This window comes from Duganella fentianensis, assembly GCF_964031615.1.
Classification (GTDB): Bacteria; Pseudomonadota; Gammaproteobacteria; order Burkholderiales; family Burkholderiaceae_D; genus Rugamonas; species Rugamonas fentianensis_A.
In genome coordinates, this window is sequence record NZ_CAXIQN010000003.1 from 60,857 (window position 1) to 83,502 (window position 22,646).

General features: G+C 62.3%; 16 protein-coding genes. 6 read left to right on the top strand and 10 right to left on the bottom strand.

All coding sequences use genetic code 11. The features are described from left to right. Positions 1-77: 77 nt before the first annotated feature. Together ABNT42_RS01225 and ABNT42_RS01230 are read left to right on the top strand one after the other, a co-directional pair. Positions 78-1,334, top strand: coding sequence for a DUF2264 domain-containing protein (locus ABNT42_RS01225; protein WP_348692923.1), 1,257 nt, complete (start codon positions 78-80; stop codon positions 1,332-1,334). 136 nt (positions 1,335-1,470) lie between these two features. Beyond that, positions 1,471-2,166, top strand: a complete 696-nt coding sequence (locus ABNT42_RS01230; RefSeq protein WP_348692925.1) for a DUF2459 domain-containing protein — start codon at positions 1,471-1,473, stop codon at positions 2,164-2,166. Between the two features lie 45 nt (positions 2,167-2,211). Here ABNT42_RS01230 and ABNT42_RS01235 read toward each other — a convergent pair whose 3' ends face one another. The 5 genes from ABNT42_RS01235 to ABNT42_RS01255 form a co-directional block, all read right to left on the bottom strand. Next, the gene (locus ABNT42_RS01235; RefSeq protein ID WP_348692927.1) at positions 2,212-2,481 is read right to left on the bottom strand and encodes a hypothetical protein; all 270 of its coding nucleotides are present in this window, start codon (positions 2,479-2,481) and stop codon (positions 2,212-2,214) included. Between the two features lie 111 nt (positions 2,482-2,592). Continuing rightward, positions 2,593-4,395 carry an MFS transporter gene (locus tag ABNT42_RS01240; protein WP_348692929.1) on the bottom strand — a complete coding sequence of 601 codons (1,803 nt, stop codon included), beginning with the start codon at positions 4,393-4,395 and terminating at the stop codon, positions 2,593-2,595. A gap of 10 nt (positions 4,396-4,405) precedes the next feature. After that, positions 4,406-6,106, bottom strand: coding sequence for a right-handed parallel beta-helix repeat-containing protein (locus ABNT42_RS01245; protein WP_348692931.1), 1,701 nt, complete (start codon positions 6,104-6,106; stop codon positions 4,406-4,408). Between the two features lie 110 nt (positions 6,107-6,216). Then, positions 6,217-8,652 carry a TonB-dependent receptor gene (locus ABNT42_RS01250; RefSeq protein ID WP_348692933.1) on the bottom strand — a complete coding sequence of 812 codons (2,436 nt, stop codon included), beginning with the start codon at positions 8,650-8,652 and terminating at the stop codon, positions 6,217-6,219. Between the two features lie 219 nt (positions 8,653-8,871). Further along, positions 8,872-11,079, bottom strand: coding sequence for a glycoside hydrolase family 88 protein (locus ABNT42_RS01255; RefSeq protein ID WP_348692935.1), 2,208 nt, complete (start codon positions 11,077-11,079; stop codon positions 8,872-8,874). A gap of 215 nt (positions 11,080-11,294) precedes the next feature. Here ABNT42_RS01255 and ABNT42_RS01260 point away from each other — a divergent pair, with 215 nt between their 5' ends. After that, positions 11,295-12,491, top strand: coding sequence for a glycoside hydrolase family 88 protein (locus ABNT42_RS01260; protein ID WP_348692938.1), 1,197 nt, complete (start codon positions 11,295-11,297; stop codon positions 12,489-12,491). Here the strand turns inward: ABNT42_RS01260 and ABNT42_RS01265 are convergent. Both ABNT42_RS01265 and ABNT42_RS01270 read right to left on the bottom strand, forming a co-directional pair. Next, complete coding sequence (locus ABNT42_RS01265; protein ID WP_348692941.1) at positions 12,438-13,754, bottom strand: hypothetical protein; 1,317 nt, start codon at positions 13,752-13,754, stop codon at positions 12,438-12,440. The genes ABNT42_RS01260 and ABNT42_RS01265 overlap by 54 nt on opposite strands. A 3-nt stretch (positions 13,755-13,757) precedes the next feature. Then, positions 13,758-14,834, bottom strand: a complete 1,077-nt coding sequence (locus tag ABNT42_RS01270) for a LacI family DNA-binding transcriptional regulator (RefSeq protein ID WP_348692944.1) — start codon at positions 14,832-14,834, stop codon at positions 13,758-13,760. Between the two features lie 285 nt (positions 14,835-15,119). On the opposite strand from ABNT42_RS01270, the gene ABNT42_RS01275 reads away from it, so the two are divergent. The 3 genes from ABNT42_RS01275 to gudD all read left to right on the top strand — a co-directional run bounded on the left by ABNT42_RS01275 (position 15,120) and on the right by gudD (position 18,979). After that, the gene (locus tag ABNT42_RS01275) at positions 15,120-16,223 is read left to right on the top strand and encodes a porin (protein WP_348692946.1); all 1,104 of its coding nucleotides are present in this window, start codon (positions 15,120-15,122) and stop codon (positions 16,221-16,223) included. Between the two features lie 74 nt (positions 16,224-16,297). After that, positions 16,298-17,611, top strand: a complete 1,314-nt coding sequence (locus ABNT42_RS01280; RefSeq protein ID WP_348693283.1) for an MFS transporter — start codon at positions 16,298-16,300, stop codon at positions 17,609-17,611. Positions 17,612-17,638: 27 nt separating this feature from the next. Next, positions 17,639-18,979 carry a glucarate dehydratase gene (gudD, locus tag ABNT42_RS01285; protein WP_348692949.1) on the top strand — a complete coding sequence of 447 codons (1,341 nt, stop codon included), beginning with the start codon at positions 17,639-17,641 and terminating at the stop codon, positions 18,977-18,979. Between the two features lie 21 nt (positions 18,980-19,000). Here gudD and ABNT42_RS01290 read toward each other — a convergent pair whose 3' ends face one another. The 3 genes from ABNT42_RS01290 to ABNT42_RS01300 form a co-directional block, all read right to left on the bottom strand. Next, positions 19,001-19,903, bottom strand: coding sequence for a LysR substrate-binding domain-containing protein (locus tag ABNT42_RS01290; RefSeq protein ID WP_348692952.1), 903 nt, complete (start codon positions 19,901-19,903; stop codon positions 19,001-19,003). A 153-nt stretch (positions 19,904-20,056) separates the two neighbouring features. Next, complete coding sequence (locus tag ABNT42_RS01295; protein WP_348692955.1) at positions 20,057-21,685, bottom strand: methyl-accepting chemotaxis protein; 1,629 nt, start codon at positions 21,683-21,685, stop codon at positions 20,057-20,059. Positions 21,686-21,846: 161 nt separating this feature from the next. Beyond that, on the bottom strand, positions 21,847-22,491 hold the full coding sequence (locus tag ABNT42_RS01300; protein WP_348692958.1) for a cytochrome b/b6 domain-containing protein: 645 nt from the start codon (positions 22,489-22,491) through the stop codon (positions 21,847-21,849). Between the last annotated feature and the right edge of the window lie 155 nt (positions 22,492-22,646).

Genomic DNA, 22,646 nt, shown 5'->3' on the forward strand with positions numbered 1-22,646 from the left:
CACTTTTTCTGATTACAATCGACGCCAGCGCGAAATTTCCGCAGTAGTCAGACACAGAACCAGAACAGGGAGACAGCATGAAACGACGTAGTTTTTTCGCCAAGCTCATGGCGGGCATGGGTGCAGGCATGGGGCTAACACCCGCACTGGCGGGCAGCAAGGACAGCACAGGCACAGGCGAGCGCGCCTACCTGCTGGCTTTACTGCGCAAGATGGCTGTGCCGATACTGGAAAATCTGGCGGCCGGCACGCTGAAAAAGAACTTCCCCATCGAATACAGCCCTACCTGGCGCGACCGCTCTGCCGACGTCTGCTATCTGGAAGCCTTCGGCCGCCTGCTGGCCGGTATCGCACCGTGGCTGGCACTGCCAGACGACAGCAGCAGCGAAGGGCAACTGCGCCAGCACCTGCGCGCGCTGGCGCAGCGCTGCCTTGCCAATAGCGTCAACCCGCAGCATCCCGACTATCTGGGCTGGGGTGCGGGGCCGCAGGTGCTGGTGGATTCAGCCTACCTGTGCAATGCCCTGCTGCGTGCACCGAAGGCCTTGTGGGCGCCACTTGATGACAGCACCAAGGCGCGCCTGATCGCCGAAATCAAAGGCGCACGCCGCTACGAACTACCGTATAACAACTGGGTACTGTTCGCTGCCATGAATGAAGCGTGGCTGCTATCCATCGGCCAGCAGGCCGATATCCTGCGCCTCAACACGGGGCTGCGCAAAGCGCAGGAGTGGTATGCGGGCGATGGCTGGCTCAAGGATGGCGACAGCTTCCACTTCGACTATTACAACTCGTATGTGATGTGGCCCATGCTGCTGGAAATCCTGCAGCAGCTGGACGCTGCCGGCCAGCGCATCTTCCACCAGCCGGCCGGCGCCATGCTGGCTCAGACTCTGAAACGCACCCAGCGCTATTGCGAACATCTGGAACGGCTGGTGTCGCCGGAAGGCACCTACCCCACCATCGGCCGCTCGCTCACCTACCGCACGGCGGCGTTCCAGCCGCTGGCCCTGCTGGCATGGCAGAAGCGCCTGCCTGCCTCGCTACCGGAAGGACAGGTGCGCGCCGTGCTGCATGCCGTGCATCAGGCAGTCTGGCGCCATCCGAGCAACTTCACCGCCGACGGTTTCCTTACGCTGGGCTTTGCCGGCCACAACCCGCAACTGGCCGACTGGTATTCCAACAACGGCAGCATGTACATCGCCGCCACCAGCCTGCTGACACTGGGCTTGCCGGCCGACGATAGTTACTGGCGCGCGCCGGCGCAGGCATGGACCCAGCAGCGGGCATGGTCGGGCCAGCCGTTTGCCAAAGACTATGCGGTGGACTACTAAGTCTGAGCGCCAAGCGCCACGCGGCTAGCGCGTGGCAGCAAGCGCACTGCGGCAGAACGGCAGCGCGCAACGCCCGCGCAGCCATAGCCCAGGTTGGCTGTTGTAGAATGGGCCTCCCGATAGCCGTTCCCCACCCATGAATCTGTCTGCTTACTTCAGGCAGCTGCTGATGCTAGCCTGCCTGCTCATCCTCGCCGGCTGCGCCACTGCGCCCAGCCGCTCGAACATTCCCGCCGCCGATGCCGGCCACACCATTTACCTGATGCGCTACGGCTGGCACACCGCCCTGCTCTTCGATGGCAACGATATCCAGAGCCGTAGCCCGCGCCTGCGCAGCGATCTGCGTCCGGCCCGCTACATTCTGATCGGCTGGGGAGATGGTGAGTATTTCGTGCGCGATGATGCGCCCTGGTCGAAGGCCGTCAAGGCGCTGGTGGCCTCCGACTATCCGGCCCTGCAGGCAGGCCGGCGCGAGCGCAATCCGCCCGAGGGCGTGGCCGCGCAGGACAGTCTGCCACTGGCCATCAGCAGCCGTGGCATGGATCAGCTGGTAGCGTATATCAACCGCAGCATCGCGCTCGATGGCCATGGCCAGCCCATCTATCTGGGCCAGCAGCCTGATCACCCCGACCGTTTCTATCAGGGCAATGGCCACTACAGCCTGTTCAACAACTGCAATTCATGGATCGTGGGCGCCCTGCGCGCGGCCGAACTGCCCATCAGCGGCCTGAACCTGACGGCCAGCAGCGTGTTCGAGCAGGCCCAGCAGATATCCACGCTGCAGCAGCAACTGCGCCACGAAGGCCCGCTGCACACCGCCAGCGCCCAATAAAAAAGGCAGGGCGCACCCTGCCTTGGCCCAGCCCGGCTGGCCTGATCAGGCCGCCGCAGCGGCTTTTGGTTTGCGCGGTGCGCGCGGTTTCTTCGGCTTTTCTGCCACTGCAGCAGCATCCTTGCCTTTTACCGCTTCGATCAGGGCAGCAATATAGGCATTACGTGCCGTCTGGGCGATGGCGACCTGCTGTTGCAGACGTGCCAGCTCCGCATCGACAACCTGAACGTTCATGGCTTGCATTTTTGCTACGTCGCTCAGTTTTTCGGAAGCATACGACGTTCCGTTGATCGTAATGTATTGCGGCAGACTCATCATTTTCCTTATTTCAGACGGTTATAAAATCCCAACGGGCGCCATTGTATGCGCTAGCTGCCAGTGCTGCAACGTTGTAAACATGCCGCCTGCCGCCCTGTTGCGCCAGTTTCATGCCTCCTGCCGAGCTTCGCCTTGCACTGCCGCTGACGCACGCGCAGAGCGGAAGTGCAGACTGATTTCTTCCAGCGTCTTGCCGCGTGTTTCGGGCAACAGCAAAGCTGCCACCAGACAGTACAGCAAAGCACTACCCGCCCAAAGATAGAACATGGGCGCATAACCGTGCTGCACCACCGTGGGCAGGAACACGGCCGCTATGGCAGTGGAGACAAACTGGTTGATCAGCAGCGCAATGCTCATGCCGTTGGATCGTATGCGGTTAGGCATCAGTTCCGATAGCGCCAGCCAGACGCACACGCCGGGCCCCACGGCGAAACTGGCGATGAACAGTACCAGACTAGCCAGCACCAGCCAGCCGTGGCGCTGCGCTGGCACGTCGCCCAGCGTGGCGCGTTCCAGCACCAGTGGCGAATGCTGCGCCTGTGCCAGATCGGGGAAAGGATTCAGGTGCAGGCGGCGGAACGCTGCGCCGATCACGCTATCACCTTCCAGCTGCGTCGGTGCGCTGATCTGCAGCGCACCGCCAGCCAGCGTGGCCCCGCTGCCACGTAACTGACGGGTAGCCTGATACGGGCCATACGAATAGGCCAGCGTCAGCTGCCACTCGCCTGCCGGTAGCAGTGCGGCGAGGCGGTCACTTTCGAGCTGCAGGCTGCGCCCCTGCACGGCCTGGGCTAGCACAGGCCGCACATCGCGCTGGCTGCCCTCCTGCTGATCGAACAGCAGACCGGCCGCCAGCAGAGACAAGGCCATTCCGGCACTACCCAGCGTGAGCAGAAATTTGCGTCCTTTGCGGTCAACCAGCAGCACGGCCAGCACCGTCATCAGCGCATTCACCAGTTTGAGCAGCACATCGCCAGAGTTGGCCAGCGCGCCGGACAGGCCAGCCTGATCGAGTATGGTGACGGAATACGCAAGGATGGAATTGATGCCGCTGGCCTGATTCAGCGCCAGTATGCTGCAAGCCAGCAGGAACGGCGCGACAAACTGCCATTGCAGCAGGCTGCTGCGGCCCTGCGTCTGCGCAGATTGCGGCACCTCCGGCTGCAGCATGGCCGCTAGCTCGCGCTGGGCCTGCGCCCGCGGCGCACTGCGGCACAAGGCTGCCAGTGCTGCCGTTCGGGCGCCTCGCCGTAGCAGCCAGCGTGGCGATTCCGCCAGCAGACAGGCACCGGCAGTAAACAGCACACCGGGCGGCAGACTAAGCCAGAAAATCTGGCGCCATGCCTTATCTTTGGCGGCTATGACCAGCGGTGCGGCCTGCCCCGCCAGCTGATCGATCTGATGCGCCACCAGCAAACCCAGTACGGCCGCCAGCACCAGCCCCAGCGTCAGCAGCAACTGGAACAGCCCCGTGCCGCGCCCGCGCTGGTCGGCCGGCAGGCATTCGGCCAGATACAAGGGCACCACCACCCCGATCAGGCCACCGCTGACGCCCTGCAGCAGACGCCCCAGCAGCAAAGGCTGGTAGCCATCGGCCAGCGCGATCACCGGTATGCTGAGCGAGAACAGCGCACCGGACAGCACCATGACAGGCAGACGGCCGAAGCGGTCGGCCAGTGCACCGGCCGTCAGCGAAGACAGCACACTGCCCAGCAGCACGGCCGCCACCACCAGCCCCAGTTGCTGCGACGTCAGGCCCCACTGTGCAGCCGCAGAAGCTTCCAGATACGGCAAAGCACCGGCGATGATGCCGACATCGATACCATACAGCAGGCCACCGAGGCCCGCGATACAGAGCAGAAAACGGCGATAATTGCGCGGCTGCGCCAGCCATTGAGAAATCATCGGCATGGCCACCTCGCTAGCGTGCCAGCGCACGGTAGGCGTGCTGACGGAAGCCGCTGCTGCGCATCCAGCGCAGCACCAGCTGATCGATTTCGGCCTGCGTCAGCGTCTCGCGCAGCCCCTGTACCTCGCCACCATAACCGCTGAAGCGATTGCCCTGCCAGACAAAAGCACTCCCAGCGCCGCTCGCACTGATCGGGTGATACAGTGCTGCCTGTGCCGTACCGCGCGCAATAAAGCGGTTGCTGCGCAAAGTCAGCCGGTCGGGCGTAGGGTAATCGTGCACTTCCAGCAGCGTGGCGCCGGCCGCGCCTATCACCAGATTGTTGCTCACCAGCGCGTCGTCCAGTCCGGCCAGCAGGATGGCGCGGCGGCGATCGTTCAGGCTCAGATTATTTTCCACCACCACACCGCTGGCCGTAGCCTGCCGTCCCAGCCCGTCCTGCCCGCAAGCGCAGAACAGCACCAGACCGCCGCCGTTATCGTGGCTAAAATTGGCCACGATGCGGGTATTGCGCGTGCCCATATCGGCATCGAAAGCCATGCCGTCGAATAGCTTCTCGCCTTGCGGCAGGCGCACGCCATACACTTCGTTATAGCGGAACAGCGCATCATCCGTGTTGATGGCCCAGACCCCGGCGCTATTGCCCGGCGCGCGCAGCCAGATATCGTGCACCAGATTCGCTTCTACCAGCGGCGCGCTGGCAGTGCGCACGATAATGCCGTCACCGCCCACGTTGTGTACGCGGTTATTCCGGATCACCAGTCCCGTGGACGGTGTGTATTCCTGCTGAATCTGTGCCGCACGGGCCTTGAGCAGTTCCGGCCGGCCCTTGTAAGGGGCAAAGTCGCCGCACGGCGCACCGCCGCTACGGCACATCCACGCCGAGCGGTTGGAGATGCCGATGCCATCGACCTGATACACCTCGCTATTTTCGACCCGTACATCGGCAAAGCGGGTAGGCTGGCCAGGCTGCTCCGGCGTCTCGCTATCGCGCGTCACCTCGAACAGAATGCCGCCGGTCGATTTATAGGCCAGCGCCCGTCCCGGCTCATCTTGCAGATAGCCGCGCACGTGGTGCACATACAGATTGCTAAGGCGGTAGTACTGGCCCGTACCGAAATTCTCCAGCTGCACCAGCAGCCCCACCCGCCCCGCTTCGCTCAGGCCATCGTTACTGAGTTCCAGATCGCGAATTTCCCAGAACTGGGTGTTATACAGATGCACTGCTGCCCTGCGTACCGGCCCCTCCTCGCGCTGGCACAGCGGCGCATAGGGCAGCGCTGCACTTGGCTCCGGTCTGGATATCAGCGGCGCCACTGGCGCATCTTTGCGCGCCACCACAGCCGGCACGCATCCGGCCGCAATATGAGGGCGGGGCAGCCCGCGTGCACCGTAACTGGCCACCACGACGGGAGCGGCGGCCGTGCCACCACTGCCGGCGGCAGGCCGGAACGTGCCCTGACAAACACTGCCGCGCTTGAAGCGCACCTGCGTGCCCGCTTTCAGCACCAGCTGATTCAGCGCCTCTAGCGAACGTAACGGCGCACGTACACTACCATCGCCCGCCGCTTCTGCCGCGCCACTAGCGCCCGCTGCAGCGCAGTCAACGTAGACCACCATCGCTTCAGCTGATGCTACCGGTGCCGCTACCGCCACCTGCGCTGCAAGTCCCAGCAATGCCAGCCCGCCCAGCGCTACGCACACTTTCTTCATCCCATCATCCTTCCCGTCACAAGCAAAAAAAGCGTTCAGAGCCTGAGCCCTGAACGCAAGCCGAGGGGGAGCCTCGGCACTGGAACTTTAGATCAACGCAGTCCTTGCGATCAGAAAGCCATGTCGGCACGTACGGCGAAGTAGCGCTGATAGTCACGCGCCGGGGTCCAGCTGGTGGTGTTCACCGCCAGCACGGAGTTCGGTGCACGGCTGCTCCACGTACCGTTCGCCCAGTTATTCGCCAGACCGACGGCATACGATTTATTGAACAGGTTATTCACCATGAAGGACAGTTTGAAGCCGTCAGCGCGATCCTTGATGCCGGCGCCCAGATTGAAGATACCGAAGGCACCCTGCTCCGTCATCGGATCCTGATTCAGATTGAACTGGGTAGCGCTCTGCCAGCGGTAAGCGGCCGTAACGAAAGCGTCGTAGCTGCGTCCCGTGACGATGTCATACTGGCCACCGAGGTTGAGCTTGAACTTCGGTGCATTCGGCATGGTCTTGCCCGACATATTCTGCACGGCCGTATTGTTGAACTTCGGATTGATCGCGCAATTCCCGCCCGGTACGGCCGCCGTACCCGCCGCATTCAGCACGCTGTAGCAAGGGCCGTTTTCGAAATCGGTAATCACCGCCTTGGTGTAGGCAAAGGCGCCGTTCACGCTGAGTGGACGCGACACGCGCCAGTTCAGATCTGCCTCGATACCGCTGGTACGCAGCGCGCCGATGCTATGCAGCGTAGTGCGGAAAGTACCGTCCGGATCATAGAAACCGGCCGACTGCTGGAAGCCCGTAAAGGTGGTACGGAAGGCTGCCAGATCGAGCGCCATGCGGTTATCCAGCAGGCTCAGTTTCAGACCCGCTTCGATATTACGCGCATCTTCGCCCGGCACCGGCTGGGTCTTGGCCACCGCGCCCGTGAAGGAGCTGGTCAGATCGTAGGCCATGCCCTTGTGGCCGGTCGAATAGGTTACATAACCCATGGTGGCGGCATCGAGGCGGTGCTCCAGACCGATCTTGCCGGTAGCCTTGGTCTCGCTGTTATCGCCCTGCAGGTATTCCGTCATGACACGGCTAGTGGCTGGCGGCGGGTTATAGCGGCTGAAGGTATAGCCGATATCTTCCTTGTTGTAGCGCAGGCCCAGCAGCACGCTGGTCTGCGCGCTCAGGTCGTAGTTGGCCTGCCCGAACACGGCATAGTTGGTGTTGTAGGCGGTCGAGGCCCAGTCGGTCACATAGGTGGTGATCGGCGCGCGGGTCAGTTCGCGGCCCAGACGGTTATCGGCGTAGAACAGGCCGGCCACATAACGCAGACTGGTCTTCTCCGGCGAAGTCAGACGGAATTCCTGCGTCTTGGAACGCACGTCGAACTTACCGTACTGATACAGGCCGCCACTGAAGCCGCTCGGTTTGCCGTTTACCAGCGTGGCGCTCAGCACATCGCTGTCGGTCGCGTCGCCATCCTGAAAATCGCTCATCTTGTAGTGCGACCACGAGCTGACGGAAGTGAAGCTGTGCTTGGCCAGAATGCTGTCGTCATCGAAGTTGTAGACTAGCTTCAGGCCCGTACCGCGATCTTCCGCCTTGCCACCGGCCGGATAGTCGTTACGCACACTGACATTGCCCGGACCGGGATTGATCCCTTTCAGCAGCACCGAGGCAGGCAGGCTGGCGATGTTCTGGTACAGACCACCGGGGGTCATCGAATTGAATGGCGAAACGCAGCAGTTGTTGACGAAGTTGGCAGCGCGCGGGGTCAGCACGACTTGCAGATTATCGCTAGGATTCCATTCCAGCTTGGCGTTGACGCTGCTGTTACGCTGGCCATTCAGGTGACTGCCATCGGCCAGATTCTTCACCACGCCTTCGAAATCGGATTTGCTGGCCGACAGACGCATACGTACGGTATCGCTGAGCGCACCGGACAGGGCAGCACTGGCACGCCATTCGCCATCGTTGCTCAGGTAGGTGGAAGCACGGCCTTTCCAGCCAGCTTCGATCGGCTTGGTGCTGATATTCACGGCGCCGGCGATCGAGCTCTTACCCAGCATGGTGCTCTGCGGGCCTTTCAGCACTTCGATCCGGGCCACATCGGCCAGATCCTTGAAGGCATTGGCCTGCATGGCATAAGGCACATCATCCACCACCACGGCCACATCGGCTTCCACGCCTATGCCCAGCGAGAAGGTGCCGATACCGCGCATATTGATACTGAAGTTAGCGGGCTGGGTGCCGTAGCTCATGGTCAGCGCTGGCGACAGCGACGGCAGGTCATCCATGCCGCGCACATTGTTACGCTGCAGGGTGGCATCGTTGAGCACCGTGATCGCCATCGGCACGTCCTGCAGATTTTGCGCACGCTTGTTGGCGGTTACCACCACTTTTTCCACCTGCACGGGTGCGCTATCGGCTGCGCTGGCGGCTGCCGCGCTCTGGCCGGCATCATCGGCGTGCGCCAGACTGCTCATGGCCAGTGCCACTGCCAGCGACAGCGGACGTACCACCAGCATCATATTTTTGCTTTCGTTGTTATGACTGCTCATTACTACCTCTCCTCGTAGAATATAGATTCGACTAAATGATAACGTTATCTCACAACCCTTAAAAAAAACCGCCCTGCCTGGCGACTATCGATGTGGTAAGGATAACATCCACATTTCTAGACTGTCACGCCCTTTTCACTGCTACTCCTAAAAAACCACATGTCCCGGCACTGCCGCCGCGGCTGCACCACGGCCAGCCGCTATGCTGCGCCAAACGCTTCAACGCAATTGCTGCACCTTGAGCGGTTGCGCATAGCGCCGTGCTGCAGCTGCCACCTGCGCCTGCCATGCGGCAGCATCGGCCACATCGCCACCCTTGCTCCACGCCGCGCCCAGATAGTAGATAAACGGCGCCTGCGGCTGGGCGCTGCCCAGTGCCAGATAATGTCCCTGCTGGGCGACGAAACCGCTGGCCTGCGGCATGATCACGGCGCAGGCATTGCTGCCATTACCGCCACCGTTGCCACCGTTGTCCATAGCCGGTTCCCAGTAGCTCATGCTGTCCGCGTTCTGCCGGTACTGTCCCTCGCCTGCGCGCTGGGCTATGCCCACGCCGACCACCAGCGGCCCCGGCTGCGTGCTACTGAAACGGCTCTCGACCCGGCTGAAATGGCTGCCCGCATCGAGCTGCACACGACGCACTTCGGCCACAGGGCGGCCTGCTGCATCCCAGCGCTCGAAGCGCAGTTCGAATTCGGCCCGCAGCGGACCATCGGCCAGCACTTTCCACTGACTGAAATTCTGCGAGGTGTACAGCTGATTGCCGGCATAGATACCCAGCCCGCCGCAGCCCCGGCTGGTGCCTACATGGTAGAAATCCAGCCCTTCACCGTGGTCCTGATGGTAGTCGGCGCGCTGATACCAGTCGTCCAGCACCAGCTTGCGCACCGACTTGGACCACACATCGATGCCGCTGGAAACCAGTTGCTCCTTCGGATCGCGCATCACGGCAGGCCCATAAGTACGGTGTGCCACCTTATCGTTCTCCCACGCGAAATCATCCAGACGCTCCGGTACGAAGCGGGCATGGGCGCGCGCGCGCACTGGCGGCGCGGCTGGTACGTGCTGGCGTGGCAGCAGCAGGAAGCGGCGCGTCTCGCCCGCTGCCAGATCAGTCTGGAATAGCACGCCATTGTTCAAGCGCTGGCTAGGCAGTATGCGCGAGGTCAGAGCATCCATCACCTGCACCGGTTGCGTCAGCGGCCATTCGACCGACTGCTCCAGCCGCGCTTCGTTAGACGGATTAGCGACGCTGATCTCGTGCACACCGGCAGTCTCCACCAGCCCCATGCGATACAGCTCGCTACCGGCCAGCAGGAAAGCGCCCACGGCAAATACGTCGGTGGACTGGGGATCGAATTTGCGTGGATCCTCCCCGATAGGCTGGACATGGATCAGCTTCCCCTCGGCCGTCACATGGCTGGCCAGCGCCTGCCATGCTTTGCGCACGGCCGGCTCGAACTCGCTGCGTGGCAGCAGGCCCTGATTCACCCCCCAAGCCAGCGCATAGGTGTAGAGCGCCGTGCCGCTGCTTTCGCGGTTCGGGTAGCTGGCCGGATCGAGCAGACTGGAACGCCACAGGCCATCGGCCTGCTGCAAGCCTAGCAGACGCTGCGCCATCTCGCGGTATTGCTGGACGAAGCGCTCGCGCTGCGCATGCTGGGCCGGTATGTACTGCAGCATGCGTACCAGGCCTCCCATCACCCAGCCATTGCCGCGCCCCCAGAACACCTTGGCACCATTGGCTTCGCGCTGGCCGAAGAAGCGGCTATCACGGAAATACAGATGTTCTTCGCGGTCGTACAGGTAGTCGGAGGTCAGCCACCAGTTCTGGATGGCGAATTCCAGATAGCGCGCATCGCCCGTCACGGCGCTCAGACGCGCCCACGCCGGCGGCCCCATGAACAGCGCGTCGCACCACGACCAGCGGTGCTGCACACCGGGCGTCTTCCAGTTGAGCGAACCGGGACGGGGATGCGCCAGCATGTAATCGAACTGGGCGCGCATGGGGGCAATCATGTGCGGTTCGCGGAAGTGCTGATACAGCTCGGCATAGGTCTGCCCCACCACATAATCGTCGGCGTGGTACATGCTGGGGCCGAGGCGCCATGCATTCTGTTCGGCCGCGCGTCGCATCGCCTGCAGATAACGGTCACTGCCGGAAATGCCGGCCAGCGCCATCATGCCCGCATCGCCCACGCCTTCGGTCCAGTCTTCCAGCGGATAACCGGTGGGATGGGCCAGCTGCCAATCGGCCACCCGTTCCATGGTACGCAGCACCTGGGCCGGATTCTGTGCGGCTGCCGCACTCTGGGTTGCCACTTCAGCGGCCACGGCTGGTAAAGCCAGCCATGGCGTCGCAGTAGTGAAATAGGCACCAGCGCACATTGCGGCCAGCGTTGCGTAGGTCCGGCGGGTAGTGGGCATCTAAGCTCCTGAAAAATAAATGGATGGTGAATGGACGCTGTGTGCGACCCAGTGAGTTAACGATACCACACAAAATCTCGAAAACACCAGCCTGTGTGACAAAATTTCCACGCCGATGTGGAAAATCCTGCACCATCAGGTGGCTAAATCTGCTTGCCTATTGGTAGTTGTAATGGTAACGTTCTCTTATTGATATTATAAGATGAGTACCCCCTTTGGAATTAGCCCTGCAACAGCTCGAGGCAACGCTATGCCGTCTCGGCCACCACTTCCCTGCCGATACCAGTGCGCAGCAGCACTACATGCCCCGTCATGCCGAGGGCGCCCCACTGGGCGCCAACGTCGGCTGGACCACCGGCTTCTGGACCGGCCTGATGTGGCTAGCCTATGAACTGAGCGGCCAGCCCCAGTTCGCCCATGCCGCGCGCGCGCAGACGGCCAGCTTTGCCCGCCGTCTAGAGGCGAGGCGCGAACTGGAACACCATGATCTGGGTTTTCTCTACCTGCTCAGCCATGTCGCCGCCGATCAGCTATGCGCCCTGCCCGGTGCGCGCAGCACCGCCATGGCCGCAGCCGATCTGCTGCTGGCGCGCTTTCTGCCGGGCGCCGGTATCATACAGGCGTGGGGCCGGCTGGACGATCCACAGGAGCACGGCCGCACCATCATCGATTGCCTGATGAATCTGCCCCTGCTGCACTGGGCCAGCGCCGTCAGTGGCGAGCGCCGCTATACCGATGCGGCGCGCATCCATGTGCAGCGCACCCGCGACCATCTGGTACGCCCCGATGGCGCCACCTATCACACCTATTACTTCGATACGGTGCGCGGCACGCCGCTGCGCCCCAGCACCCGTCAGGGCTGGTCGGACGATTCATGCTGGGCACGGGGGCAGGCATGGGCGCTGTATGGCTTCGCTCTGAATCAGCGCCACTTACCCGAGCTGGATCTGCTCGATACCGCTTGCCGGATTGCCGACTACTTTCTGGCCCACCTGCCGGCCGACCGCATCGCCCTGTGGGATCTGAGTCTGCCGCTGGACAGCGGCGAGCCGCGCGATAGTTCGGCCTGTGCCATCGCGGCTTGCGGCCTGTTCGATCTGGCGTCGCAACTCCCGGCCGGTGCGCGCCAGCAGCATTACCAGCAGGCGGCCATCGAACTGACGCAGGCGCTGCAAAGCCAGTGCGCGGCACGCCTGCCGCAGGCCGGCGGCCTGCTAAGGCACGGCACCTACCACCGCCAGATCGGACTGGGCGTGGACGAATGCAATCTGTGGGGCGACTACTACTATCTGGAGGCGCTGGCACGCTGGCAGCGCAACTGGCGCAGCTACGATAGCCGCAGCCTGTCCGGTACGGCGTTAGCGCCTGCGGAAGGTGCGCAACAGCCGGTACCAGCAGCCTGCACCGGCTAGCGCCACCAGTCCTGCCGCCAGAAACACCAGCCGGTAATCATGGCCGTTGCGGTCCAGCAGATAACCGAGCAGCATGGAGAAGATCACCGTCAGCAGCGCCGTCAGCGCGGCTGACAGTGCGGCCAGCGAGGAGAACTGCTGGCGCGGCATAGTCAGGGGCAGCAGCGAGGCGGTACCGGTCAGGAATACGCCGGCCACCACTACATGGACGAATAGCCAGACCAGATACGAAGTGGGCCCCGTGACCAGCCACCACGCTGCCAGCATGCACACCGCATACACCAGCATGGCACCAAAGCCTATGCGCACCGGATGGTAGCGATCCGCCAGCCACCCTATCGGCCACGCCAGCAGAATGGATACGGCATAGCCGGCCGCCGTGGTGCGGCCATAGGAACGGAAATCCACCGCGAACTGGCCGATGGCGTGGTAGCTATTGATATTTGCCGGCAGCACGCAGATCGCCCCCATCGCAATCGCCACGAACAGCAGCGAATAAGTCCAGCGATCAGGATGGGAATCGGCCGGCACGGCGCCGCTGGCCAGTGCCGGCTGGTGTGCGGCAGGCGCAAGCATGCCACGCGCGCGCAGCCGCACGATGCCGTAGCAGACCAGCAGAAAACTCAGCAGATATGCACCAGCAATACCTAGCACGATGGACTGGGCCACGGACGTCAGCTCGTTGCCGAAGCAGTAGTAGAAAAACAGCACGCCCACGGCCAGGCTGACGATGCGCAGCACGCCGAAAAACCGCCCGATAATCGCATGCGGTACCAGTTCATTAATCAGCCCGATGAACAGCGCATTGCCGATGATGGTGAACAGCGAATAGCTGGTCCAGCACAAGCACATACAGGCCAGCACATAGTAGTTCTGCTCATCCGCCGCGGCACCGGCCAGCTGCCATAGCTGCAAGCCTAATGCACGGCTATATGCCAGCCCCACCAGACTGAGCGAAATCAGCGGTGCGCAAGCGAGCAGAAACGGAATATGCCGGCCCAGACGGCAGCGGCTACGATCGCTCCACGCCCCCACCAGCGGGCCTACCAGCATGCTGATCAGCGCCGGCAAGGCACCCAGCAGGCTATTCAGCAGCACCGGATTGTCGCTGAACTGGCGCAGCTGCACCTTGAACATATCCGGTATGGCGCGCTCCTTGAGCGACCAGCCCAGACCGCCCAGCAGCAGTAAGGCATACACCGCCAGCAAGCCGGCGCTGAACCAGTGCTGGCGCGCTGCCGTCGGCAGGACGGGGCGTGCCATCACTCAGGCCGCATCGGCTTTGCGGCTGGCCGCACGTTTGCGTCCCGCCCCTGCCGTGCGGGGGGCCGGGCCGGTACTTTCGCGGATCACGAATTCGCTAGGGAACTCCACGCGCTGGCGCCGCCCCGGCTCGCTGCGGATACGCCGCAGCAGTTCCTGCACGGCCGCCTGCGCCATGGCCTGAAACGGATGACGCAGTGTCGTCAACGGCGGCTGCGCCAGCGAGGCAGCAGGAATATCATCGAAGCCGGCCACGGAAATATCCTGCGGGATCGCCAGTCCCCGTTCGCGGATGGCATTCATGCAGCCCAGTGCCATGGTATCGCTGGCAGCGAAGATGGCGGTCGGTGGCTGCTCCAGCGCCAGCAGGTGGCGCCCCGCTTCCAGTCCGGACAGTTCCTGGAAATTGCCCTGATAGATCAGCGCCGGATCAGCCTTGATGCCCGCTTCGGCCAGCGCCGCCAGATAGCCGCGCTCGCGCAGATCGCTCTGCCCTGTGAAAGCCGTGCCGCCTACAAAGGCGATACGCCGGTGGCCCAGCTCGATCAGGTGGGAAACGGCATCCTGTGCACCGTTGTAGTTATCGCCGCGCACCACCGGCAGTGCCGTCTCGTGGCGGAAGTAGTTCAGCAGCAGTACGGGACTGCTGGCCGATTCCAGCGACTTCAGAAAATCATCCGTCATGCAGGGCAGCACATAGATCAGGCCATCCCACAGCCCATGCAGCATCTGGCTGACAGCTGCGCCGCGTCCCTCGCCCAGTGTGCCCATGGTGCTGTAGATGAACATGTCCATCTCCACCTTGCGCACTTCCACGCTGAGCGCAGTAACAAAGGCATTCACCACCTGCGAGGACAGATCGTTGACGACGATGCCGATGACATTGGTTTTACCGCCCTTCATCATGCGCGCCAGCGCGTTCGGCGCATAACCCAGTTGCTTGGCCGCTGCCTGCACCTTGCTGCGGGTTTCTTCCGACGCGTAGCCATCGCCGCTCAGCGCACGCGAAGCCGTCATCACGGAAACCCCGGCCACCCGTGCCACATCCACCAGCGTTACGCTGGTTTTTTTGTTTGCCATTGCCTATCCACTCAAGAGATACCGATCAGCGGCTGATTGTACAGAGTTTCGCTACTGGCATACAAAACATCGTTAACGTTATCCAAACGGTACGTGGCCTGGTCGCCACGGTCTGATCTGAACATGGGTATCACAACCCTATGCCTTCGCTCCAATTCAAAAATTGAATTGATCCATCCATGCTTTGGTTTGATCAGGTATTGATGCCCACCTATGATCTCTCCAGAACCAAGAACCAGCCCTGCCAAGCTGCAGCGGCATATAACCATCCGCATGGAGACAACAATGAAATCTGCTACCGCCATCTTCATGGCGTTCGCCGCCACGGGCGCCTGCGCCCAGGCTGCCAGCAACAGCAACAGCACCAGCACCAACACCAGCAACGTCACTATGTACGGCATGATCGATGCTGCACTGGTCGGCGAAAGCGGTGGTGCCGCCGGCCACCTGAGCAAAGTCACCAGCGGCGCGGCAGCGGCCTCGCGCTTCGGCTTGCGCGGCACGGAAGATCTGGGCGGCGGCCTGTCCGCCCTGTTCATCCTCGAAGCGGGCACCAAGATCGATACGGGCGAAATCGATGCCGCCGGTACCATCTTCAACCGGCAGGCGCTGGTAGGACTGAAAAGCAGCCAGTACGGCATGCTGGCAGTGGGCCGTCAGTACACGCCGTATCACACCACGCTGGTGAATATCGTCGATCCGTTCAACACGGGCTACGCCGGCTCCGCAAAGAACCTGTTCCCTGACTGGGGCACGAATATCCGCAGCAGCAATACCGTCACCTATGCTACACCGCGCGTACAAGGCGTCGATGCCGAACTGGCCTACAGCATGGGCGAACAGAGCGTGGCCGCGGCGGGCCGCCAGATCGGCGCCGCCGTCGGCTACACGCAAGGCCCGCTGGCCGTGCGCCTGGCCTACAACAGCAAGAATGCCGATACCGCCAGCACGCCAGCTGTTAGCCGCGATCTGGGCCGCAACCTCCTGCTGGGCGCCAATTACGACTTCCGCTGGATCAAGCTGCACGCCGGCTACGCCATCGACCGCGGCTATAACAGCGCGCCACTGGGCAATACCAATAATCCTTACGGCGGCGTCAAGCCGACTGCCTCCACCGACGGGCGCGAATGGCTGCTGGGCTTCAGCGCACCGCTGGGCAACGGCAGTTTGCTATTCTCTGCCATGCACAAGGATGACCGCAGCAGCTTCAATCAGGATGCCAGCGCATGGGGCATAGGCTATCTATACCAGCTGTCGAAACGCACCGGCCTTTACACCGCCTACGGCCATATCAGCAACCAGCATGGCGCCGGCTACACGGTGGCGAACAACACCGAGGCCGGCACGGGCAACACCGGCCATAACCTCGGCATCCGCCACACGTTCTAAGCCACAGAACAACAATACAGGAGACTCACTTGGAACAAACCACTACCATCACCGGCGCCAGCCGCGCTGCCGGCATGAGCAACAAGCGCTGGCTGATACTGGCCATGCTGTTCGCTATCACCACCATCAACTACGCCGACCGCGCGACGATTTCCATCGCCGGTCCGGAAATCAAAAAGGAACTGGGCCTGTCAGCGGTGCAGATGGGCTTTGTGTTCTCGGCCTTCGCCTGGTCGTACGTGCTGGCCCAGCTACCGGGCGGCTGGTTGCTCGACCGCTTCGGTTCGAAAATCACTTACTTCTTCAGCATTTTCCTGTGGTCGCTGTTCACGCTGTTCACGGGGGCAGCCGGCTTCTTTACTGGCGCTGCCGCGGTGGCGGCCCTGTTCACCTTACGCCTGCTGGTCGGTGCAGCGGAAGCGCCTTCCTTCCCCGGCAATAGCCGCATTGCTTCGGCATGGTTCCCAAGCCACGAACGGGGGCTGGCGGCGGCCGTGTTCAACTCGGCACAGTATTTCGCTACCGTGCTGTTCGCGCCCATCATGGGCTGGCTGGTGCATACACTGGGCTGGCACAGCGTGTTCTATGTCATGGGCGCCATCGGTATCGCCATGGCCTTCGTCTGGCTTAAAGTTATCTACGGCCCGAAGCAGCATCCAAGCATCAATGCGGCCGAACTCGACTACATCCAGCAGGGTGGCGCGCTGGTCGATCTGGAAGGCGGCGCCCGCACGGTCGCCCCCAAGCAGGTCGATACGCTAGCCTGCATCAAGGAACTGCTGTCCAACCGCATGCTGGTGGGCGTCTACATCGGCCAGTACTGCATCACCACCCTTACCTATTTCTTCCTGACCTGGTTCCCCGTCTATCTGGTACAGGAGCGCCACATGACCATCCTTAAAGCCGGGTTTGTCGCTTCGTTACCGGCGATCGCCGGCTTCCTCGGCGGACTCACGGGCGGCTGGATGTCGGACCGTCTGACCAAACGGGGCTACTCGCTGTCGGTGTCGCGCAAAGTGCCTATCGTGCTGGGCATGCTGATGTCGACCAGCATGATCGCCTGTAACTACATCGATACCGATGCGCTGGTGGTGGCCGTGATGTCGCTGGCCTTCTTCGGCAAGGGCATCGGTGCGCTGGGCTGGGCGGTAGTCTCCGACACCTCGCCCAAAGAAGCGGGCGGCCTCAGTGGCGCACTGTTCAACACTTTCGGCAATACGGCAGGCATTACCACCCCTATCGTGATCGGCTACATCGTCGATGCCACGGGCTCGTTTGCCGGCGCGCTGCTGTATGTCGGCGCCAACGCAGCACTGGCGATTGCCTGCTACTTGCTGGTGGTGGGCGATATCCGTCGCGTCACCCTGAGCAAATCACTGCGTACTTGAAACACTTTTACTTCTACCGAGGCTTACATGAATACCACCGTCCACCAAGCTCCCGTTGTCACCGACCTGCGCGTCGTTCCCGTCGCCGGTCAGGACAGCATGCTGCTCAACCTGAGCGGCGCCCACGGCCCATGGTTCACCCGCAACATCGTCATCCTCAAGGACAGCGCCGGCAACACCGGGCTGGGTGAAGTACCGGGTGGCGAAAGCATCCGCAAGACCATCGAGGATGCGCGCAGCTTCATCATCGGCCGCACTATCGGCGATTACAACCGCATCCTCAACGATATGCGCAGCGCCTTTGCCGACCGCGATGCGGGCGGACGCGGGCTGCAGACGTTCGACCTGCGCACCACCATCCACGCTGTCACGGCAGTGGAATCGGCCCTGCTCGACCTGCTGGGCCAGTTCATGAACGTGCCCGTCGCGGCCCTGCTGGGCGAGGGCATGCAGCGCGAAGCCGTAGAAATGCTGGGCTATCTGTTCTATGTGGGCGACCGCAAGCAGACTACGCTGGCCTACCGCAGCGAGCCCGATGCCGATAACGACTGGTTCCGCCTGCGCAATGAGGTCGCTCTCACGCCCGACGCCATCGTGCGTCTGTGCGAAGCGGCGCGCGAGCGCTATGGCTTCAATGACTTCAAGCTCAAAGGCGGCGTGCTGGCAGCGGACGCAGAAATGGAAGCCATCGTCGCCATGCACGAGCGCTTCCCCGATGCGCGCATCACGCTCGATCCAAACGGTGCGTGGTCGCTGGCCGAAGCCATCCGCGTCTGCCGCGACAAGCACGGCATACTGGCTTACGCGGAAGACCCTTGCGGTGCCGAGCATGGCTATTCGGGACGTGAAGTGCTGGCCGAGTTCCGCCGTGCCACCGGCCTGCCAACCGCCACCAATATGATCGCCACCGACTGGCGCCAGATGGCGCACTCGATCTCGCTGCAGTCGGTCGATATTCCGCTGGCCGATCCGCACTTCTGGACCATGCAGGGTTCCGTGCGCGTGGCGCAGTTATGCCAGATGTTCGGCCTGACATGGGGCTCGCATTCCAACAACCACTTCGATATTTCGCTGGCCATGTTCACCCACGTGGGCGCCGCCGCACCGGGCAAGGTGACGGCCATCGACACCCACTGGATCTGGCAGGACGGCCAGCGCCTGACCAGAGAGCCGCTGAAAATTCAGGGTGGCATGGTGCACGTACCGGCCAAGCCGGGGCTGGGCATCGAACTCGATGAAGTCGAACTGGAAAAAGCCCATCAGGCCTACCGCAATATGGGGCTGGGCGCGCGCGATGATGCCGCCGCCATGCAGTTCCTGATCCCGAACTGGAAGTTCGACAACAAGCGCCCCTGTCTGGTGCGCTAAGTCCTGAGTTCGGCCCGCGAACTAGGCCGCGCCAGCCAGATTGTTGCGCTGGATCTGCGGCAGCAGTTCGCGGATAAATACCTGCAGAATCGGGTTTTCGTTATCGCGCCGGTAGGTGCAGACGGTGCTCACAGCTTCCGTCTGCATAGGGCGATACACGATGCCGTCGAACTGCAGGCGCAGACATGATTCCGACACCAGCGCCGCGCCCACGCCGGCGCTCACCAGTGCCAGCATGGTATGCACCTGCCCGATATGCTCGACCACATCGGGCACCACACCGGCCTGTTCGAAACGGGCCGTGAGCATCTGGTAGAACGGTCTAGCCTCGTAAGGCGAATACATGATGAACGGACGCTGATGCAGACAGGCCAGCGTAGGCTGTTGCGGCCACTGCGCAGCTTCGTCGGCCGGCACGGCCAGCAGCATGCCTTCCGTCTTGATGGGCAGGCTGACCAGCTCGCCCTGCAATGCGTGCGGGCGCATCAGCGCCATATCCAGCAAGCCCGCATTCAGTGCTTCCACCTGTGCAGTGCTGACTAATTCCTTGAGAGTGAGCGCGATATTCGGCGTGCGCTCGCGCAGACTGCGCACCACTTCCGGCAGCAGCGTGTAGCCGGAAGCTGACGTAAAGCCGATGGCCAGACTCCCCTGCTCGCCGCGCGCCACCCGCCGCGCCATCAGCCCGGCTTCTTCCGACATGCGCAATATGCGCGCCGCTTCCGGCAGAAAGGCCTTGCCTGCTGCCGTCAGCTTCACCACGCGGCTGCTACGGTCGATTAGCTGCGCGCCTACACTATGTTCTAGTAGCTGGATCTGACGGCTTAGCGGCGGCTGCGTCATGTTCAGCCGTTCGGCCGCGCGACTGAAATGCAATTCCTCGGCAACAGCAACAAAACAGCGTAACTGGCTAATTTCGAACATGGCGCGCACCGGCAAAATGAAGCAGCCATTATAGCGGCAGGCCTGCCGCTGCGGGCGAGGCAGTGCGGCACGCGCCGTACTTCCCCGCCGCCGCGCACAAACCGGTGCGGGCTAATCGACGCGGACTTACAGGTACGGGCTTACTGGTGCGAACTAGCCGAGCAACTGCGGTGCCGGCCGCGCCAGCAGGCGTGACCTTTCGCGGCCGTTACGGCGCGGCGAAAACTTGAACAGCCCCACCGCCTGCGCCAGATGGGCCGCCTGCTCGTCCAGCTGGGCGGCAGCGGCAGCGGCCTGCTCCACCATGGCCGCGTTCTGCTGGGTGCCAGCATCGATTTCCAGCACGGTGCGGTTGATTTCATCCACCCCGCTGCTCTGCTGCAGATTGTCACGCGCGATATCGCTGACAATTTCCGCCACGCTCTGCACGGAAGCCACCACGCCGGTCATGGTCTGACCCGCCTTGCGTCCGAGCTGGTCACCCTGCGCGATCTTCTCCACCGAAGCGCTGATCAGCTGCTTGATTTCGCCCGCCGCCGCAGTTGCGCGCTGAGCCAGCTGACGCACTTCCGTCGCCACCACAGCAAAGCTGCGTCCATGTTCTCCTGCACGCGCTGCTTCCACCGCTGCATTGAGCGCCAGAATATTGGTCTGGAACGCAATCCCGTCGATCAGGCCGATGATGTCATTGATCTTCTCGGCCGACTGGCTGATATCCCCCAGCGTCGCGCCTACCTGCGTCACCACGGCACCACCTTCGCTGGCCACGGTGCAAGCCTCGGCCACCAGCGTACTGGTCTGCTGGGCATTAGCGGCGGTCTGGCGCACCATTGCCGCCAGCTGTTCGATACTGGCCGCCGTGCGTTCCAGACTGGCGGCCTGCGCTTCCGTACGCAGCGACAGATCCTGATTGCCAGCGGCGATTTCACGCGTGGCCGTATTGATCGATTCCACACTGGTACGCACATCGCCAATAATGGCCACCAGATTGATATTCATCTGGCGCAGCGCACGCAGCAGCTGTGCCACTTCTTCGTCGCCACCGACTTCGATCGATACGCTCAGATCACCGGCTGCCAGTGCACGTGCACTCAGTAACGCACCGCGCAGCGGTGCCAGCACACTACGTTCCAGCAGCAACGCCAGCACCACCGTCATCACCACACCGGCAGCACCGGCCAGTGCATAGATCGATTCCGTGCCATCGTTATGGACACTCCAGCCAGCCACGCCCAGTGCCCCCAGCAGCAGCGCCTGTGCCGTCAGCATGACGCGGCACCACAGCCGGGCCGGTACGCGCCGCATGCGGGTGATCCAGCCGGACAGACCGGCCGCCACATGGCGCCCGTGATGTAGTGTGCCGGCGGCGGCACCGTCACGCGCAAGGCGGCGATACAGTTGCTCGGCGCGGGCGATCTGATGGCGTTCGGGCACCGTACGTACTGACAGGTAGCCGGTAGCGCGGCCACCTTCCATGGTCGGCGTGACATTCGCCACCACCCAGTAGAAATCGCCATTCTTGCGGCGGTTCTTCACCAGTCCCGTCCATGGCATGCCTTGCTGTATGGTCTGCCACAGATCGGCAAACGCAGCCGGCGGCATATCGGGATGGCGCACCAGATTATGGGGCGCGCCCAGCAATTCTTCCTGACTGTAGCCGCTGGCTTCGATAAAGGCGGGATTGGCGTAAATGATGCGTCCGGCCAGATCGGTCTTCGAAACCAGCGGGCGCTGCGGTGGTAAAACATATTCGTTGCCCGTCACGGGCAGATTCTGGCGCATGCCGACTCCTGTTGTTGCTCATCCATTCAACATGCGCCGTGCGATGCGTGCATGGATAAAATTTCCAAACGGCAATTATAATGAGCCTCAGACAGGAAAAAAATCGACCAGATTAACTTTCGTTGTGGAAACTTTCAATAATGAAGTAAACCCTCTAATGCTCACGACAGCCAGAACGCGAGTACTGCCAGCAACAGCAACAGTGCCACGAACGTGCGTGGCGGCTGGCTGGACGCGCCCTCATGCCCCGCTTTCATCCCTGTCAACATTGCCCGCGCCAGATTTTCGCCATGCAGGCGGCTAGACAGCAGCACTGCGGCGATGTGGACCAGTACCACCATCAGCATCAGATTGGCCAGCGTCTCGTGAACTTCCTCCATCCATTCGCCCACCCGCTCGGTGTACAGCAGCCAGCCGGCAGTAGTCAGCAGCAATGCCAGCGCAAGCATCAGCACGATGGCCACAGCGCCGGCCGGATTATGCCCCGTGTAATGCGCCGGACGGCCGGACAGCAGCGAACGTAGGTAGTTCGCGATCGCTTGCGGCCCACGCACAAAATTGCTGAACCGCGCGTAGCGAGTGCCACAGATACCCCACACTAGCCGGAACAGCACCAGCCCCGCTACCGTGTAGCCCAGTGTTACGTGCAGCAGGCGCCAGTCATCCAGTTCGGCAGTCAGATAGGCCACCGCGAAGCAAAATGCCAGCAGCCAGTGGAACACCCGCACCGGCACATCCCACACCCGCACCGGGCTGGCCGCAGCACCCGCTGCCGAGGAATGACTAGACTGTTCTACCGGTTTCATGTTGTACTTCCTGCCATTGATTATCATGTCTCATAGTCGCCGCAAGTTATTAAGGAATTCTGAGCAAGCGCAGATTTTTGCGTCGCGCAGAAGTCATACAACCATCGCGCAGCGGCGCTGACCCGCAGCGCCCCCCCTTATTCTTCTATTCCGCA

Excerpts from the sequence above, each read along its gene's own strand:
- ABNT42_RS01235 (WP_348692927.1), bottom strand. The coding sequence starts at position 2,481 with ATGAGTCTGCCGCAATACATTACGATCAACGGAACGTCGTATGCTTCC.
- gudD (WP_348692949.1), top strand. The coding sequence starts at position 17,639 with ATGAATACCACCGTCCACCAAGCTCCCGTTGTCACCGACCTGCGCGTC.
- ABNT42_RS01225 (WP_348692923.1), top strand. The coding sequence starts at position 78 with ATGAAACGACGTAGTTTTTTCGCCAAGCTCATGGCGGGCATGGGTGCA.
- ABNT42_RS01240 (WP_348692929.1), bottom strand. The coding sequence starts at position 4,395 with ATGCCGATGATTTCTCAATGGCTGGCGCAGCCGCGCAATTATCGCCGT.
- ABNT42_RS01295 (WP_348692955.1), bottom strand. The coding sequence starts at position 21,685 with ATGCGCCAGAATCTGCCCGTGACGGGCAACGAATATGTTTTACCACCG.
- ABNT42_RS01275 (WP_348692946.1), top strand. The coding sequence starts at position 15,120 with ATGAAATCTGCTACCGCCATCTTCATGGCGTTCGCCGCCACGGGCGCC.
- ABNT42_RS01255 (WP_348692935.1), bottom strand. The coding sequence starts at position 11,079 with ATGCCCACTACCCGCCGGACCTACGCAACGCTGGCCGCAATGTGCGCT.
- ABNT42_RS01265 (WP_348692941.1), bottom strand. The coding sequence starts at position 13,754 with ATGGCACGCCCCGTCCTGCCGACGGCAGCGCGCCAGCACTGGTTCAGC.
- ABNT42_RS01245 (WP_348692931.1), bottom strand. The coding sequence starts at position 6,106 with ATGAAGAAAGTGTGCGTAGCGCTGGGCGGGCTGGCATTGCTGGGACTT.
- ABNT42_RS01280 (WP_348693283.1), top strand. The coding sequence starts at position 16,298 with ATGAGCAACAAGCGCTGGCTGATACTGGCCATGCTGTTCGCTATCACC.
- ABNT42_RS01300 (WP_348692958.1), bottom strand. The coding sequence starts at position 22,491 with ATGAAACCGGTAGAACAGTCTAGTCATTCCTCGGCAGCGGGTGCTGCG.
- ABNT42_RS01250 (WP_348692933.1), bottom strand. The coding sequence starts at position 8,652 with ATGAGCAGTCATAACAACGAAAGCAAAAATATGATGCTGGTGGTACGT.
- ABNT42_RS01290 (WP_348692952.1), bottom strand. The coding sequence starts at position 19,903 with ATGTTCGAAATTAGCCAGTTACGCTGTTTTGTTGCTGTTGCCGAGGAA.
- ABNT42_RS01270 (WP_348692944.1), bottom strand. The coding sequence starts at position 14,834 with ATGGCAAACAAAAAAACCAGCGTAACGCTGGTGGATGTGGCACGGGTG.
- ABNT42_RS01230 (WP_348692925.1), top strand. The coding sequence starts at position 1,471 with ATGAATCTGTCTGCTTACTTCAGGCAGCTGCTGATGCTAGCCTGCCTG.